The 15,624-nt window shown below is 70.7% G+C and carries 14 protein-coding genes; 6 read left to right on the top strand and 8 right to left on the bottom strand.

Annotated elements, in window-relative coordinates; all coding sequences use genetic code 11:
* Nucleotides 1-9: 9 nt before the first annotated feature.
* Nucleotides 10-777, bottom strand: coding sequence for a molybdate ABC transporter substrate-binding protein (gene modA / locus ACOFKX_RS14675; RefSeq protein ID WP_419827817.1), 768 nt, complete (start codon nucleotides 775-777; stop codon nucleotides 10-12).
* 60 nt (nucleotides 778-837) lie between these two features.
* Nucleotides 838-2,184, bottom strand: coding sequence for a lipopolysaccharide biosynthesis protein (locus ACOFKX_RS14670; RefSeq protein ID WP_419827816.1), 1,347 nt, complete (start codon nucleotides 2,182-2,184; stop codon nucleotides 838-840).
* Nucleotides 2,185-2,277: 93 nt separating this feature from the next.
* Here ACOFKX_RS14670 and ACOFKX_RS14665 point away from each other — a divergent pair, with 93 nt between their 5' ends.
* Together ACOFKX_RS14665 and ACOFKX_RS14660 are read left to right on the top strand one after the other, a co-directional pair.
* A complete protein-coding gene (locus ACOFKX_RS14665; protein ID WP_419827815.1) occupies nucleotides 2,278-3,465 on the top strand; it encodes a hypothetical protein in 1,188 nt (395 codons plus the stop codon).
* Nucleotides 3,466-3,560: 95 nt separating this feature from the next.
* On the top strand, nucleotides 3,561-4,352 hold the full coding sequence (locus ACOFKX_RS14660; RefSeq protein ID WP_419827814.1) for a glucosamine inositolphosphorylceramide transferase family protein: 792 nt from the start codon (nucleotides 3,561-3,563) through the stop codon (nucleotides 4,350-4,352).
* Here the strand turns inward: ACOFKX_RS14660 and ACOFKX_RS14655 are convergent.
* The 3 genes from ACOFKX_RS14655 to ACOFKX_RS14645 are packed head-to-tail and all read right to left on the bottom strand — an operon-like array spanning nucleotide 4,324 to nucleotide 6,711.
* Entirely contained in the window at nucleotides 4,324-5,364 is a 1,041-nt protein-coding gene (locus ACOFKX_RS14655; protein ID WP_419827813.1) for a glycosyltransferase, read from the bottom strand. The genes ACOFKX_RS14660 and ACOFKX_RS14655 overlap by 29 nt on opposite strands.
* Complete coding sequence (locus tag ACOFKX_RS14650) at nucleotides 5,361-6,443, bottom strand: glycosyltransferase (RefSeq protein ID WP_419827812.1); 1,083 nt, start codon at nucleotides 6,441-6,443, stop codon at nucleotides 5,361-5,363. Before ACOFKX_RS14650 ends, ACOFKX_RS14655 begins: the two co-directional genes overlap by 4 nt.
* A 13-nt stretch (nucleotides 6,444-6,456) precedes the next feature.
* Complete coding sequence (locus ACOFKX_RS14645) at nucleotides 6,457-6,711, bottom strand: DUF3297 family protein (protein ID WP_419827811.1); 255 nt, start codon at nucleotides 6,709-6,711, stop codon at nucleotides 6,457-6,459.
* A gap of 121 nt (nucleotides 6,712-6,832) precedes the next feature.
* On the opposite strand from ACOFKX_RS14645, the gene acnA reads away from it, so the two are divergent.
* Entirely contained in the window at nucleotides 6,833-9,511 is a 2,679-nt protein-coding gene (acnA, locus tag ACOFKX_RS14640; protein ID WP_419827810.1) for an aconitate hydratase AcnA, read from the top strand.
* Between the two features lie 22 nt (nucleotides 9,512-9,533).
* Here the strand turns inward: acnA and ACOFKX_RS14635 are convergent, their stop codons facing one another.
* Both ACOFKX_RS14635 and ACOFKX_RS14630 read right to left on the bottom strand, forming a co-directional pair.
* Entirely contained in the window at nucleotides 9,534-9,866 is a 333-nt protein-coding gene (locus ACOFKX_RS14635; protein WP_419827809.1) for a polyhydroxyalkanoic acid system family protein, read from the bottom strand.
* A 9-nt stretch (nucleotides 9,867-9,875) separates the two neighbouring features.
* On the bottom strand, nucleotides 9,876-11,327 hold the full coding sequence (locus ACOFKX_RS14630) for a CHAD domain-containing protein (RefSeq protein ID WP_419827808.1): 1,452 nt from the start codon (nucleotides 11,325-11,327) through the stop codon (nucleotides 9,876-9,878).
* Between the two features lie 129 nt (nucleotides 11,328-11,456).
* Here ACOFKX_RS14630 and ACOFKX_RS14625 point away from each other — a divergent pair, with 129 nt between their 5' ends.
* From ACOFKX_RS14625 to tgt, 3 genes are all read left to right on the top strand, one after another.
* Nucleotides 11,457-11,957 carry a hypothetical protein gene (locus tag ACOFKX_RS14625; RefSeq protein WP_419827807.1) on the top strand — a complete coding sequence of 167 codons (501 nt, stop codon included), beginning with the start codon at nucleotides 11,457-11,459 and terminating at the stop codon, nucleotides 11,955-11,957.
* 145 nt (nucleotides 11,958-12,102) lie between these two features.
* The gene (locus ACOFKX_RS14620; RefSeq protein ID WP_419827806.1) at nucleotides 12,103-13,404 is read left to right on the top strand and encodes an MFS transporter; all 1,302 of its coding nucleotides are present in this window, start codon (nucleotides 12,103-12,105) and stop codon (nucleotides 13,402-13,404) included.
* Nucleotides 13,401-14,534, top strand: a complete 1,134-nt coding sequence (gene tgt / locus ACOFKX_RS14615) for a tRNA guanosine(34) transglycosylase Tgt (protein ID WP_419827805.1) — start codon at nucleotides 13,401-13,403, stop codon at nucleotides 14,532-14,534. Before ACOFKX_RS14620 ends, tgt begins: the two co-directional genes overlap by 4 nt.
* A gap of 54 nt (nucleotides 14,535-14,588) precedes the next feature.
* Here tgt and ACOFKX_RS14610 read toward each other — a convergent pair whose 3' ends face one another.
* Entirely contained in the window at nucleotides 14,589-15,593 is a 1,005-nt protein-coding gene (locus tag ACOFKX_RS14610) for a GGDEF domain-containing protein (protein WP_419827804.1), read from the bottom strand.
* Between the last annotated feature and the right edge of the window lie 31 nt (nucleotides 15,594-15,624).

The raw sequence follows: 15,624 nt of genomic DNA, 5'->3' as shown, positions 1-15,624 counted from the left end.
CCGTCGGCGTCAGCGCGCGGTGAAGCCGTAGCTGCGGAAGATCGCCTTGCCGGGCGCGGAGATGAGGAAGGCGCGGAAGCCGTCCGCGTCGGGGCTGGACGCGGTGGCCAGGGTCGCGATCGGATAGGTGATCGGCGGGTGGCTCTTCTCCGGAAAGGTGCCGACGACCTTGACCGCCTTGGATGCCTTGGCATCGGTGCCGTAGACGATGCCGTAGGGCGTCTGCCCACGCTCCACATAGGCGAGCGCCGCGCGCACGCTCTCGCCGGGCGCGACCTTCGCCTGCACGGCGAGCCATACGCCTAGCGCGGTGAGTGCCGCCTTGCCGTACTTGCCCGCCGGCACCGCGTCGGGATCGGCCATCGCCAGCCGTCCGTCACCGAGCATGGCGGCGAGCGGGAAGCCGGGCCGGATCCTCACGGTGCCGCCGTGCGCGGTGGCGGGCGCCACCAGCACCAGCGTGTTGGCGAGGAAGCTCGTGCGCGTGTCCGGCTTCACCTTGCCGTGCTGCGCCACGTCGTCCATCCACGGCTCGTCGGCGGAGATGAAGAGGTCGGCGGGCGCGCCGGCGTCGATCTGCCGGGCCAGTGCCGACGAGGCCGCGAAGGAGAGCGTCGGCTTCGGGTGCCCCTTGGCCGTCCAGGCATCGGCAGCGGCGGTGAGCGACTCCTGAAGGCTCGCGGCGGCCAGCACCAGCGGCGGCCTCGTTTGCGCCGGCGCCGCTTTCGCGCCCGATATCGCGAAGAATGCCGCCAATCCGCCTAGCCACCATCGCATCGCCGTCTCCACACCTGTCATATTCAGCGATATATGACGGCGGGGGTGGCGCGTCACCGGCTAAATCGCGCGGCGGAACGACAGGATCGTCGCCGTCAGCAGGATAGCGGCCTGCACGAGCGCGTGCCAGCCCGCGCCGTCCAGCCCTTCGGAGAGGATCAGCACGGGCAGCAGCGGGTAGAGCGCGAGGTTGGCGACCAGCGCGATCGCCACCGATCGGCCCGGCCGGCCGAGCGCGGTCAGCCCGGCCGAGAAGGGGGTCGCGACAAGCAGCGCCGCGCGCGCGCCCGCCATCAGCAGGACGAGGCCCGCGCCGCCCGCGAAGCTTCGCCCGCCGACCAGCGGCAGCAGGCGGCCGGCGCCGAGCGCGAACAGGACGAGGATCGGCGCCGCAGCCAAGCCCGCGAACGCCGCCGAACGCATGACGGTGCGAGACAGCGCGCCGTGGTCGCGTCGCGCCGCGAGGTCCGCCAGCACCGAGTAGCTTGCCTGGCTGAGCAGCACGGCGGGCTGCTGGAACAGCGTCGTCGCGCGCTGCGCCAGCGAGAACAGCCCCGCCGACGCCGGGCCGAGCAGCCAGCCGACGGTCAGCGGCGCGAGATTGGGCGCGAGCTCGCGCAGCGTGATGTCGAGATTGGCGGTGATCGCGAAGCGGGCAAGGCCGCCTTCGCGCCGGATCGCGCCGCGCCAAGGTCCGGCCAGCCGCTCGCCCCCGGTCAGCCGCGTCCAGGCCGGCCCCGCCAGCGCCCACATCGCCGCCCCTTCCGCGATCGCCGCCGCCAGCCACACGGCGAGGTAGGCCGCAAGGCCGCCCCCCGCAGCCCAGACCGCAAGCGTGCCGAGGAGCTTCACGGTCGGCGAGACGAGTTGGTGCGCGCCGATCAGATCGAACCGCCGCGCGAGCTGAAGCAAGCCCTGCGGTGTCGCCCTTACCGTGCCCAGCACCGCCAGGCTGTAGGGCAGCGCGGCGCGGACCGCCTCGGGCGTCCAGCCGAGCCATGGACCGACGATCGGCGCCACCACCGCCGCGACCAGCACCGCAATTATGCCGCAGCCGAGCTCCACCACCGTCATCGCGCGCAGGATCGCGGCGAGCCGGCGGGGGTTCTCTGCTTCCAATGCCAGCGCGCCGTAGCGCACGACGCCGTGGAAGCCGGAGAAGGCGATCAGCCCGCCGACCAGGAGCACGTAGCCGTTGACCAGCGTCAGCACGCCATACTCGCGCACGCCCAGAGCGCGCGCGACGACGACGAGATAGACGAGGCTCATGATTCCCGCGCCGGCCTTGCCGCCGACGAGATGGCCAAGGTTGCCGAGCACGCGCGCGAAGCCGCCGGCCGGGGCGGGTAGGACCGTCGCCCGCCGCGTCATGTCGTCCTGTTGGCGGGTGCCGTGCCTCCGGTTCATCGGCGTGAAATTAAGCCCAGTTAAGCGCCGCGATAGGCTGGCGGCGTTCGCGATTCGGTAAGTGAGCGCAGGACGAACGTCCCGGGGGGCGATATGCGAATCGGTTTTCTGTTCAACCACGATCATGTCCACCAGGTCGCCCATTCGCTGCCGATCGCGCACGCGCTGCTCGCGTGCGGGGGAGGTCACGAGATCGTCGCCGCGACCGGTAGCGCCCGGCTCAGCGGCGAAGTGCGCCGGCTGTCCGAGGGAGCAGGCGCGGCACTGCCGATCGTCCAGCTCGATCTCCGGCGCCGCTTCACGCGCGCCTGCGCACGCCGGCTCGAACCCGTGCTGCCGGTCACCAAGCTCGGCATCTATCGCGACAATCTGGATTTCTTCCGGACGCTCGATGCGCTCGTCGTCTCCGAGAAGACCTCGCTGCTGCTACGCACCCGCTACGGGTTGAAGGGGCTAACGCTCATCCACACCCGCCATGGCGCCGGCGATCGCGCGATCGGGTTCGACGCGCGGAGTGCGGGCTTCGACCACGTTCTCGTTTCCGGCCCGAAGATCCGCGACCGACTGGTCCGCGAGAGCGGCGTGCCGGCGGATCGGCTGTCGGTGGTCGGCTACCCGAAGTTCGATCTCCATCCGCCTACGGCGGCGCGGCTGCCGTTCGCGAACCCCGGGCGACCGACCGTGCTCTACAATCCGCACGTCTCGCCGCACCTCTCCTCCTGGTATCGACACGGGCGCGCGGTGCTGGAGCATTTCCTCGCGGACGATCGCTACAACCTGATCTTCGCGCCACACTGCATGCTGTTCCACCGCCGCTTCGTGCTGACCATCGATCGGCTGCGGCTGGAGCGGCCCGGATCGATCGCGCGCCGGATTCTCTCAGCGCCCAACATCCACGTCGATCCGGGCAGCCGGGCGCTCACCGACATGCGCTATACCAACGCCGCGGACATCTACCTCGGCGACGCGTCGAGCCAGGTCTACGAGTATCTCGCGCGCCCGCGCCCGTGCCTGTTCCTGAACAGCCACGGCGCCGAGTGGCGCGGCGATCCGAGCTACGCGCACTGGCGCGCGGGCGAGGTGATCGGCCATCCCTCGCAGCTTGGCCCGGCGCTGGATCGCGCGATTGAACGGCACGGCCGCTATTGCGACGAGCAGCGCGCGCTGTTCCGCGAGAGTATCGCGCTCACCGCCGAGCCTTCGTCGCGGCGCGCCGCGCGCGCGGTGCTGGCGACGCTCGGCGTCGGTCGCGCCGTGCCGCCGCTCGGCCTCGCCGCCTGAAGCTCTCGCGCGACATCTGGCGCCCGGCTCTGGTCGACGCGTCGATCGGAGAGATCCTGCGGGCGGGCACGCTCGAGACGTTCTCGATCCGCCCGTTGCCCAGCGAACCGGCGATGCGCTTCCTCGCCGATCCATTCGGGCTCTGGCGCGGCGGCGTGCTCCACGTCTTCGCCGAGGCCTATGACTATCGCACGCGCCACGGCGTGATCGACCATCTCGCGCTCGCATCGGAGGGCGACGTCGTCGCGCGCGAGACGGTGCTCGCCGAACCATGGCACCTCTCCTACCCGATCCTCGTCGAAGACGAAGGCGAGACCTGGATGCTGCCCGAGGCGTGGCGCAGCGGGGCTGCCTGGCTGTATCGCGCCGCCGACTTCCCGCGCCGCTGGGAACGCGCTTGCCCGATCATGCTCGACGCGGTGCCTGTCGACGCGACACCGTTCAAGTATGAGGGGCGCTGGTGGCTGTTCTACTCGCCGGCACGCCGCGACGCGCTCCACGCAGCGTTCGCCGACCGTATCGTCGGGCCCTGGCGAGCGCACCCGCTCAACCCGCTGCGCGTGGGCGCCGGCGGTTCGCGGCCGGGCGGTACGCCGGCGATCGTGGACGGTCGGCTCGTGTTGCCCGTGCAGGACGGCTCGCGCACCTATGGCGGCGCGGTGCGGCCGCTCGCGATCAACCGGCTCACCCCCGATCGCTTCGAGGCAACGCTGGGCTCGCCGATCGTCGCGCCGGCGGCACTGGCGCCCTACACGGACGGGCTGCATACCTTGGCGGGGGCGGGCGACGTGACGCTGATCGACACCAAGCGCGTCGTGCTGAGCGCGCGGTCGCTCGGCGTGCTGGCCGCGCGATCGCTCAGAGGCCGCGCAGCCGCTCGACAATAGCGCGTCCCGCCGCCTCGAAGCGCGAGGCGGAGTAGCGATCGAGCATGTCCGCGCGGGCGGCGGCGCCGAGCGCCGCAAGCCGCTCGGGGCGCGCCAGCAGCCGGGCGAGCGCGGCGGCCAGCGCGACCGCGTCGCCGGGCGGCACCGTCGCGCCGTGCGCCACGTCGGTGGCGAGGGCACCGACCGCGCTCGCGACCACGGGTAAGCCCGCCTGCATCGCCTCATGCGCGGCGACGCAGAAGCCCTCCGAGCGCGACGGCTGGACGTAGAGGTGCAGGCCGGCGAGGAAGCCCAGCGGATCGGCGGCGTAGCCCGGCAACGCCATGCCACGGCCCTCCAGAGACTCGCGCGCACCGCCTTCGCCAGCGATCGTCACGGCGATCCGCGAATGCCCTGGCGGTAGCAGCGCCAGCGCGTCCGCCAGCACATCGTAGCCCTTGACGCGGTGGAGCCGCCCCAGGCTGCCGACGCGGACCGGCTCGCCCGGCCGCCACGGCATCGCGCGTGGCGCCGCCGGATCGGCGCGAAAGATCGGCCAGCGCATCAGCCGGGCCGGCGGCACGAGCATCCGCCTGGTCGCGTAGTCGGCGACCGCGTCCGAATCGGCGATCCAGAGAGCGGACAAGTGGCGCGTCGCGCGGAGCAGGCGGAGGTTGGCGGGCTTCAACCAGGCGGCATGTTGCCAGCTTACCACCGGCAGCCTCCGCGCGGTGCCGACGATCTGTCCTAGCGCGGTCGCGCGGCTGAGCGACGTCCAGAGATGCGTCGCGCCGATCGCGTGCACCCGGCCGCCGAGCCAGCGCAGCGCCGCGACATGATCGGTCCGGCCGCCGTCGCGCACCTCGACCTTGAAGCCCGCCTCCATGATCGGCGCCAGCGCGCGCCCGTCCCGGCGTTCGAGCGCGAGCACCGTCGGCTCGGCGCCCGCGTCGCGCAGCACGGAGAGGATAGCCGGCACAGGCAGCGCGGCGCCGCCGCCCTCCAGCGAGTTGATGATGTAGGCGATCCTCACGCGCGGGCGTCGGCGAAGAGATCGAGATAGGCGGCGGCGCCGGTGGCCAGCCGGTAGCATCCCGTCGCCGCCGCCAGCATCGCCGGATCCGGCGGGGGGGCAGCCAGCATCGCGGAGATCGCGTCCGCCAGCGCCGGTACGTCGTCCGGCGGCACGACGAGGCCGCGCGCGGGCACGCCGAGCAGGTCGTCGGCCGCCGGTGTCGTCCGCGTCGCGATCACAGGCCGGCCCGCCGCCAACGCCTCGACGATCACCGCGCCATAGCCCTCGTAGCGCGACGGCAGCACGAACAGGCGGCAGCGATCGAGCCACGGCCGGATGTCGTCCGCGAAGCCGGCGAGCGTCACGCGGCCGGCGAGCCCCCGCCGGCCGATCAGCCTCGCGAGCCGAACGCGCTCGGGCCCGTCGCCGACGATCGTCAGCCGCACGTCCGGCAACGCCGCCACCGCGTCGATCAGCAGGTCGAAGCCCTTCTGGCGGATAAGCCGACCGGCAGCGAGGACCAGCGGCGCGGAGGGTGGGGCGCGCGGCGGACCCGCGTCGTCGTCGATGGCGGGAAGCGAGATTACCCGCGCCACGCGGCGTCCCAGGATGCGATCCGTGTCGCACGCCGACATCGCGTCCATCGCCGCCACCGCGTTGACCGCGCGCAACGTCCGCCGCATCCGCCGCTCGAACCACCATTGGCGGAGCCGCCCGCGTCGCGGCATTGCCAGCGGCGAGCTCGCCTGCGCGACGATCACGCTCCGCGGCCGGAGCGCCGCGAGCGCGGGCACCACGTCCCAATGCCAGTTGCCGATCACGAACAGCGCGTCCACGGGCGACGCCGCAAAGTGTCGCGCGGCGGCATCGCCCAGCCGGCGGCGCGATCCCCGGCGGCGCGGCAGCGGCGGATCGGCCGCGACGAGCCGCGCGCCGGCCGGCACCAGCGGGGCCAGCGGTCCCTCGGGCAAGCCGACGAACAAAGTCACCTCGACCCCGAGAGAGATCCAGGCGCGCGACAGACGGAGCGCGATCCGCTCGGTGCCGCCCAGCGGCAGGTCGTGGAGGACGACGCCGATCGAGCGCGGCCATGGCATCGCGCGGGCGGCGTCAGTCCTCCGCCGGCGCGGGACGTTCGAAATAGGGCTCGACGGTGCCGTTGAGCTTGATCGTCATCGGATTGCCCTTGCGATCAAGCGCGCGCCCGGCGGCGACGCGGATCCACCCTTCCGACACGCAATATTCCTCGACATTGGTCTTCTCCGTGCCGTTGAAGCGGATGCCGATGCCGCGCGACAGGATCGCGGGCTGGTGATGCGGGCTGCGCGGGTTGACGGAGAGGCGGTCGGGGGGCGTGTCGGACATGGTGGCGCGCCATAGCGGCACGCGGATCGTTCGCCAATGGACCGACCCTTGGCGATTCTTGTGTGCAGTTGCTAAGGGCTCGGCTCGACTCCGCCCAACGACATTGCAGGAACGCACGCCCATGACCGCGATCGGACAGGATAGCCTCGGCACGCGCGACACGTTGGAGGTCGCGGGCAAGCGCTACGCCTATTACTCGATCGCCAAGGCGCAGGAGACGCTGGGCGACGTTTCGCGGCTGCCGATCTCGATGAAGGTGCTGCTGGAGAACCTGCTGCGCTTCGAGGATGGCGTAACCGTCGCGGTCGCCGATCTCCAGGCGATGGCCGACTGGCTGAAGGAGCGGAAATCCGAACGCGAAATCCAGTATCGCCCGGCGCGCGTGCTGATGCAGGATTTCACGGGAGTACCCTGCGTCGTCGACTTGGCGGCGATGCGCGATGCGATGAACGCGCTCGGCGCGGACGCTACCAAGATCAACCCGCAGGTGCCCGTCCACCTCGTCATCGACCACTCGGTGATGGTCGACGAGTTCGGCACCCCGCAGGCGCTCGCCGACAACATGGCGCTGGAATATGATCGCAACGGCGAACGCTACGAGTTCCTCAAGTGGGGCTCCAAGGCCTTGAATAACTTCAAGGTGGTGCCGCCGGGCACCGGCATCTGCCACCAGGTCAACCTTGAGCATATCGCGCAGGCGGTGTGGACGAGCGCGGACGATGCCGGCGAGACGATCGCCTATCCCGACACCTGCGTCGGCACCGACAGCCACACCACGATGGTGAACGGCCTAGGCGTGCTCGGCTGGGGTGTCGGCGGGATCGAGGCGGAGGCGGCGATGCTCGGCCAGCCCGTCTCCATGCTCATCCCCGAGGTGGTCGGCTTCAAGCTGGAGGGCGCGCTCGCCGAGGGCATCACCGCCACCGATCTCGTGCTCACCGTCACGCAGATGCTGCGCAAGAAGGGCGTCGTCGGACGCTTCGTGGAGTTTTTCGGGCCGGGCCTTGCAGGGCTGTCGCTCGCCGATCGCGCCACCATCGCCAACATGGCGCCCGAATATGGCGCGACCTGCGGCTTCTTCGGCATCGACGACAAGACGCTCGATTATATGCGCCTCACCGGCCGCGAAGAGGACCAGATCGCGCTGACCGAGGCCTACGCCAAGGCGCAGGGGCTGTGGATGGACCCGGCGAACCCCGAGCCGCTGTTCACCGACACGCTGGAGCTCGATCTCAGTGCGGTCGTGCCGTCGCTCGCGGGCCCCAAGCGCCCGCAGGACAAAGTGGTGCTGGAGGAGGTGGACGACGTCTTCAACGCCGACCTCGCCAACGTTTACAAACATGAAAGCGCCCGCCGCGTGCCCGTCGAGGGCGAGGCCCATGACATCGGCGACGGCGACGTCGTGATCGCCGCGATCACGAGCTGCACCAATACCTCCAACCCCTCCGTGCTGGTCGCCGCCGGCCTCGTCGCGCGTAAGGCGCGCGCCAAGGGACTCACCCCCAAGCCGTGGGTGAAGACGTCGCTGGCGCCCGGTTCGCAGGTCGTCACCGATTATCTCGTAAAGTCGGGCCTCCAGGCCGATCTCGACGCGGTGGGTTTCAATCTCGTCGGATACGGCTGCACCACCTGCATCGGCAACTCGGGCCCGTTGGCAGAGCCGATCTCCAAGGCCATCAACGCCAACGATATCGTCGCCGCCAGCGTGCTCTCGGGCAACCGCAACTTCGAAGGCCGCGTCTCGCCCGACGTGCGCGCCAACTTCCTCGCCTCGCCGCCGCTGGTAGTCGCCTACGCGCTTAAGGGTTCGGTCACGACCGACTTCGTCACGACGCCGATCGGCACCGGCTCCGATGGCGCGGACGTATACCTGAAGGACATCTGGCCGTCGAACGACGAGGTCCGTACGCTAATGGACGCCAACGTCGATCGCGCCATGTTCTCAACACGTTACGCATCGGTGTTCGCAGGCGACGACAAGTGGCGGGCGATCGCTGTCGTCGGATCCGACACCTACCAGTGGAACCCGTCCTCCACCTACGTCGCCAACCCACCTTATTTCGAGGGCATGGGCATGGAGCCCAAGGCCGTCACCGACATCGTCGACGCGCGTCCGCTGGCGATCTTCGCGGACTCGATCACCACCGACCACATCTCGCCTGCCGGCTCGATCAAGCAGGACAGCCCCGCCGGCCGTTTCCTGTCCGAGCACCAAGTGTCGAGGGCGGACTTCAATTCGTACGGCTCGCGGCGCGGCAACCACGAGGTGATGATGCGCGGCACCTTCGCCAACATCCGCATCAAGAACGAGATGGTGGCCGGTATCGAGGGCGGCATGACGAAGCACCTGCCCGACGGTGAGGTGCTGGCGATCTACGATGCGGCGATGAAGTACCGCGACGAGGGCACGGCGCTCGTCGTCGTCGCCGGCAAGGAATATGGCACCGGCTCCTCGCGCGACTGGGCGGCCAAGGGCACCACGCTGCTCGGCGTCCGCGCCGTGATCGCGGAGAGCTTCGAGCGGATCCACCGCTCCAACCTCGTCGGCATGGGGGTGCTGCCGCTCCAGTTCGCCGACGGCATCGATCGCACGACGCTGCGCCTCGACGGTAGCGAGACCTTCACGATCACCGACGTCGCCGCCATTCGTCCGCGCCAAGTGGTGCATGTCGAGCTGACGCGAGCAGACGGCACCAAGGAGACGTTCGAGACGCGCTGCCGGATCGACACCGTCAACGAGCTCGACTACTTCCTCAACGGCGGCATCCTGCCCTACGTGCTAAGGAAGCTGGCGGCCTGATCCGGGCGACCGTCGCTCCGGCTCAGCGCCTGGGCGACGGATCCTCGCCCAGCAGCAGCTTCGATCCCTCTCCGCGGATCGCTGTGGCGATCGGGCCGGCCATCATCGCCAGCATGCCGGGCAACACGAGCGTGAGGCGTACGTTGGCATTGGCGACGTCGGCGGTGCCGGTGACGGTCTGCCCAAGCGCCGCCACCTCCAGCGCCATGCGATCCTCGCTCGGCCAGCTTGCCTTCACTGTCGCCGCGCCGCCGGGCACGAAGGAGCCGAGCGCGCCCACGCGCTCCCGCATCCGCCGCTTCGCCTCCTCGGCGCCGAGCGTGTGGGGCAGATCGATGACGAGGGGTTCGGCCATGCAAGCCGCCTAACGCCAGAACCGCCGGGCGTCGACTAGTTCGTCGAAGGCGTCGGCGGCCTTGGCGATCGCCTTGTCGCGATCGGCTAGCGGCGGCGGTGCCAGGCCGTGACGCCTTGCCAGCAGGGGCGCGGTGGCGGCGTCGTTCAGTTCGCCGAGATGCTCCTGCAGCCGCTCCAAAGCCATCAGGAAGCGTTCGTGGCGGCGCTGCCGCTTCGGCGTGTCGGCGACGCTGGCGAAGAATTCGGTGGCGTAACGCAGCTTCTTGGCGACGATGCGAACCCGGTGGCGCGCCTCGTCGTCGATCTTCGCCAGCCTGGCGCCGCGCCGCTTGAGCCGTTTGCGGAACCGATCGAGGATGACGCCCGCCGCCTCGCTGACCGGCGTCGCGCGCGCCTGCGCCGACGCGGGATCAGAGAGCCACGGACCGATCGCCAGCCACTCGGCGAGATCGATCATCAGCTCGCGATGGCGCGCACCCCGCAGCTCGGCGAGGACATGGGCGCGGGCCGACGTCCGCGCCTCGTCGAGCGCGGGCTCGACCTCGTCGAGCCGGCCCGTCAGCACGTCGATGTCGCGCGCTTCGCCGAGCACGACGGCGGAGGCGCGCAGCCCTTCGGCGATTCGCGCCGCCGCCTCGTCGGCCTGGTAGAGTTCCGCGAACAGAGAGAGGGCGGAGCGCAGCCGCCGAAGCCCGACGCGCGCTTGGTGCAGCACGGCCGGCGCATCGTCGCCGGCGAGAAGAGCGGCCTCGTTCAACCGGAATTGTCGAAGGCAGCTCTGGGCAACGAGGCGGAAGGCGCGCGCGGCGTCGGTGCCGGGCGGAAAGGCGATTGGCTCGGCCTTGGCCGGGCGCCCCGGCTTGGCGTCTAGCAGGCGGAAGCCGCGCTCGGCCTTGCTCAGCATGCCGAGCCGCACCGGCGCCGCCTCCGCGATCGTGCGCGCCAGCGAGAAGAGCGCCGCCGGCGTTCCCGCCTTCAGCTCCAGCTCGATCTCGTGGAGCCGCTCCTCGCGCGTGCCCGTGCCGACGACACCGCGATCGATCGCGACTTCGATCGTCGCGCCGGCATGCTCGATGATACGGACCGCGCGCTCGACCTCGGTCGCGAAGGCGGGGGCGAGCCGATCGAGCAGATCGGGCGTGACCAGCGGCGCCATCGGGCCCGCCAGCCGGTCGAGCCTCGGCCGCGCGTCGTCGACCTCGCTCTCCCACTCGGGTCGCACGAACAACCCGGCGGCTGTGCCGGCCGCCTTGATCGTCTGGACGTGGCGATCGCCGTCGCTGCGGACGCGTAGCGTGAACCCAGCGTCGCGCAGCTCGCGCGCGGGCGTGTCATAGTAGGTGGCGACGAGCCGGCGCGCCTCGGCCGGCGCGGCCGTCCAGGCGGGAAGGCTCGCGACGGCTGCGGCGTCGCCCTCGGCGAACTCCAGCTTGAGCTCGACTTCCTGATGCTCGCTCATCGCGACTCCGTCCGGGATTGCCGTCCCGATAGCATCTGTCGATGACGCCGTGGTTGCGCCTGCGCTCGCGGCGGTCGAGATCGTTTCCATGACTCGCACCATCGAACGGGCGCGCCCGGGGTTCCGTGGATGACCGCAGGACGCGCGCTTCGCACGCCCGATAGCCGCTACGTCGTGCGCGGGCGATTGTGGCGTGCGGCGAACCCCTCGCTTGCCGAGCCCGAGCGGCGGCGGCTGGTGGCGGAGCTCGGCGCCGCGCGCCGCGCGGTCGCAGCAGCACGCCGGGCGGGCGAGGACGAGGCCGGGGCGCACGCGCGCGTCGATGCCGCCAAGCGCGGGCTCGGCGAGCGCGGACCGGTACGGTGGAACGACGGCGCGCCCGATCTCAACCGCCACATGGCGCACACGACGAACTATGCCGATTGGCACGCCGAGGCGACCGCACCAAAGTCTGGGCCAAGCGTTACGGCTGGGAAGGAGATTGCCATGCCGCCGCGTGACAAGCCCGAGGAGCCGGGCGCCGACATCCTGCCCGACACGCCCACACCTGCCTCGCCGGGCAAGCCGAGCAAGACCGAGAGTGAGCATATCGAGGAGGAAGGCGAGCCGTTCGGCGACAACTTCGTCTGACGAGCGGTCCGTCTCGCCGGTCGCACACCTGGGTTCTCGCCTCTCCCACACGACACGAGGTTCGTAGCCCGTCGCGATCGGGTGCGAGCGGGTGGCGGGAGGCTGATGCTTCCGAACGCGGCTGCGTCATGCCATGGCGGGCGGCATGGAGAGCCAATCTCACGGCAGGCGTAGCGCGCCGGCCCGCGTGCTGCTCGCGAGCTTCGTCGGCACCGCCGTCGAATTCTACGACTTCTACGTCTACGCCACCGCCGCCAGCCTCGTCTTCGGCGAGCTGTTCTTCCCGCAGGCGTCCAAGCCCGCGCAGCAGCTCGCCGCCTTCGCCACGCTGGCGGTGGCGTTCGTCGCGCGGCCGGTGGGCGCCGTGCTGTTCGGGCATTTCGGCGACCGCGTCGGCCGTAAGTCGACGCTGGTGGCGAGCCTGCTCACCATGGGGCTCTCCACCATGCTGGTCGGGCTGGTGCCCACCTACGCGCAGATCGGCTGGTGGGCGCCGCTGATCCTGTGCGTGCTGCGCTTCGGGCAGGGCTTCGGGCTCGGCGGAGAATGGGGTGGAGCGGCGCTGCTCGCGGTCGAGAACGCGCCGCCGGGCTGGCGCGCGCGCTACGGTTCGGCGCCGCAGATGGGCGCTCCGGCCGGGTTCATCTGCGCGAACGGCTTGTTCCTGCTGCTCGGGCTATGGCTCACGCCCGATCAGTTCCGCGATTGGGGGTGGCGCGTGCCGTTCCTGGGCAGCGCTCTGCTCGTCGCGCTGGGGCTGTGGATCAGGCTTAAGCTCACCGAGACGCCGGAGTTCGCCGCCGCGCTGCGCCACGCGCCGCCGCCGGGCATGCCGCTCGGCGAACTTCTCTCGCGGCATGGTCGCGCGACGGTGGCGGGGACGGCGGGTGCGATCGCCTGCTTCGCGCTCTACTATGTCGCGACCGCCTTCGCGCTCGGCTACGGCACCAAGACGCTCGGCTTCCCGATGACGGCGATGCTCCAGGTACAGCTCGGCGCGATCCTGTTCATGGCGGTCGGCATCTATGCGGCGGCGTGGAGCGCGGATCGACGCTGGGGCGAGCGGGGCGTGCTGGCCGGCGGCTGCGTCGCCGCGATCGTGACGGGGTTCCTGATGGGGCCGATGATGGGCAGCGGATCGCTGGCGCTGATCTTCGCCTACCTGGCGCTGACGTTGCTCGTCATGGGCTTCGTCTACGGTCCGCTCGGCGCATGGCTGTCCGGGCTGTTTCCGGCGCGGGTTCGCTACACTGGCGCCTCGCTCGCCTTCAACGTGGCGGGCGTGCTCGGCGGCGGACTGACGCCGCTCGTCGCGCAGGCGCTGGCTGGCCGCTATGGGCTGGTGGCGGTGGGCCTGTACGGCAGCGCGGCCGCCGCGCTCAGCCTCGTGGCGCTGCTCGTCTCGCGTGGGCGCATGATCCACCCGGCGGCGGTGTTGGAGCCTTGAGCGCGCGCTTCCGCTTCACGATCGCCGCCACCGACGGCGCCGCGCGCACGGGCGGGATCGAGATGCGACGCGGAACGATCGCCACCCCCGCCTTCATGCCGGTGGGGACCGCCGCGACCGTGAAGGCGATGAAGCCCGCCGACGTGCGCGCCACGGGCGCCGACATCATTCTCGGCAACACCTACCACCTGATGCTCCGCCCCGGTGCCGAGCGCGTGGCGCGGCTCGGCGGGCTGCACGCGATGATGGGGTGGGAACGGCCGATCCTGACTGATTCGGGCGGCTATCAAGTGATGTCGCTCTCGGCGCTCACCAAGCAGAGCGAGCAGGGGGTCAGCTTCGCCAGCCACGTCGACGGCAGCCGCCACATGCTCGCTCCCGAGCGCTCCATGGAGATCCAGCGGCTGCTCGGCAGCGACGTCGTCATGGCCTTCGACGAGTGCACGCCCTGGCCCGCGACGCATGAGCAGGCGGAGCGATCGATGGAACGCTCGATGCGCTGGGCGGCGCGTTCGCGGGCGGCGTTCGATGCGGGTGGCGATCATGCGGCGGGCGCGGCGCTGTTCGGCATTCAGCAGGGATCGACCTTCGCGGACCTGCGGCAGCGTTCGGCCGACGCGCTGACGGAGATCGGCTTCGACGGCTACGCGGTCGGCGGCCTGGCGGTGGGCGAAGGACAGGCCGAGATGCTGCGCACGCTCGACTTCGCCGCCGCCATGCTGCCGGCGACGAGCCCGCGCTACCTGATGGGGGTGGGCAAGCCCGACGACATAGTCGCGGCGGTGGAGCGCGGCATTGACATGTTCGATTGCGTGCTGCCGACGCGCAGCGGGCGCAATGGGCAGGCCTTCACCTGGGACGGCCCGCTCAACATCCGCAATGCGCGCTTCGCCGAGGATCGCGAGCCGCTCGATCCCGGTTCGCCGGTGGCGGGCTGGTCCAGGGCCTATCTCCACCACCTCGTTCGTTCGGGCGAGATGCTGGGCGCGATGCTGATGACCGAGCACAACCTCTGGTTCTACCAGGAAGTCATGCGCGGCCTGCGCGAGGCGATCCGCGCGGGCCGACTTTCCGGCTGGGCGGAGGCGTTCCGCGCCCGCTACCGTGTCCGGTTACCGGTTCCCGCGTGACGAACGGAGAAGTCGTCGCCCACTATGCGACGACACAGAATGCGCTCGCCGGGATCAGGCGGCGTTCTTCCAGGTGACGACGCGGTCGCGCCCGTCGGCCTTGGCGTCGTAGAGCGCGCGGTCGGCCTGGTCGACGAGCTGCTGCGCGCCGCCGCTCGGCCCGAGCTGGGCGACGCCGAGCGACAGCGTGATCCGCCCGATATCCTTGGCAGACTGGCGCGTGCGCACCACCCGCGAGGAGATCAGCCGACGGAAGCCGTCGGCATGTTCGGCCGCCTCTTCCGCGCGGTGGTTGGGCATGACGATGACGAACTCCTCGCCGCCCCAGCGTGCGACGAAGCCGCGGCCGTGGAAGGCGCGCTCCAGGCTCTGCGCGACCAGGCGGAGCACCTCGTCGCCGACGCGGTGACCGTAATTGTCGTTGAATTGCTTGAAATGATCGATGTCGACGAAGATCAGGCTGAGCGGCGATCCGTCGCTGCGGGCACGGGCGATCTGCGCGTCGAGATAGTCGCAGCACGCCTTGCGGTTGGACAATCCGGTGAGCGCGTCGCTCCGCGATTCAACGCGCGCGATTTCAAGGTCGGTCTTGAGCGCCTCGATCTCGCGGACGGAGTGGCTCAGATCCTCCTGCAGCTGCTCGGTGTGCGCGATCATCTTGGCGGTCGCTTCGGCGATGTCGGCGAGCATCGCGCGCTGGAGCTCCAGCGTCGAGGCGGTGTCGACGGAGTTGCGCTGCAGCGTGTCGACGTAGCTGCGCGTGCCCTCGTCCGATCGCTCGACGACGTCCGTCATGCGCGAGAGCTGGCGCTCGGTATCCTCGATCAGCCGGCCAACGCCCGAGCTGCCCATGCCGTAGAGGTCACGCCGGATGGCCGAGATCGCGGCAGCGCGCAGCACGCCCTTGGTCTCGCGCACCACGTCCACCGCTTCGACGAGCTGCGGGTCAGCGCCAGTCGCGTAGCGGTAAAGGAATTCATAGTTGGACGGGCTCGGCTCCAGGCCGCCCTCGTTCATCAGCGTCTGGATGCGCGCGATGAGCCCCGTGCCGTCGTCCACCGCTATTCCCGCCTGCAATGTTGCCGTCCGG

Origin of the sequence: Sphingomonas sp. (assembly GCF_965200105.1) — a bacterium.
In the GTDB taxonomy this organism is placed as follows: Bacteria; Pseudomonadota; Alphaproteobacteria; order Sphingomonadales; family Sphingomonadaceae; genus Solisphingomonas.
The sequence above is the reverse complement of the archived record's forward strand: the minus strand, read 5'-3'. Positions and strand labels throughout refer to the sequence as shown.

Excerpts from the sequence above, each read along its gene's own strand:
- ACOFKX_RS14625 (WP_419827807.1), top strand. The coding sequence starts at position 11,457 with ATGACCGCAGGACGCGCGCTTCGCACGCCCGATAGCCGCTACGTCGTG.
- ACOFKX_RS14645 (WP_419827811.1), bottom strand. The coding sequence starts at position 6,711 with ATGTCCGACACGCCCCCCGACCGCCTCTCCGTCAACCCGCGCAGCCCG.
- ACOFKX_RS14650 (WP_419827812.1), bottom strand. The coding sequence starts at position 6,443 with ATGCCATGGCCGCGCTCGATCGGCGTCGTCCTCCACGACCTGCCGCTG.
- ACOFKX_RS14620 (WP_419827806.1), top strand. The coding sequence starts at position 12,103 with ATGGAGAGCCAATCTCACGGCAGGCGTAGCGCGCCGGCCCGCGTGCTG.
- modA (WP_419827817.1), bottom strand. The coding sequence starts at position 777 with ATGCGATGGTGGCTAGGCGGATTGGCGGCATTCTTCGCGATATCGGGC.
- ACOFKX_RS14635 (WP_419827809.1), bottom strand. The coding sequence starts at position 9,866 with ATGGCCGAACCCCTCGTCATCGATCTGCCCCACACGCTCGGCGCCGAG.
- ACOFKX_RS14670 (WP_419827816.1), bottom strand. The coding sequence starts at position 2,184 with ATGAACCGGAGGCACGGCACCCGCCAACAGGACGACATGACGCGGCGG.
- acnA (WP_419827810.1), top strand. The coding sequence starts at position 6,833 with ATGACCGCGATCGGACAGGATAGCCTCGGCACGCGCGACACGTTGGAG.
- ACOFKX_RS14665 (WP_419827815.1), top strand. The coding sequence starts at position 2,278 with ATGCGAATCGGTTTTCTGTTCAACCACGATCATGTCCACCAGGTCGCC.
- ACOFKX_RS14630 (WP_419827808.1), bottom strand. The coding sequence starts at position 11,327 with ATGAGCGAGCATCAGGAAGTCGAGCTCAAGCTGGAGTTCGCCGAGGGC.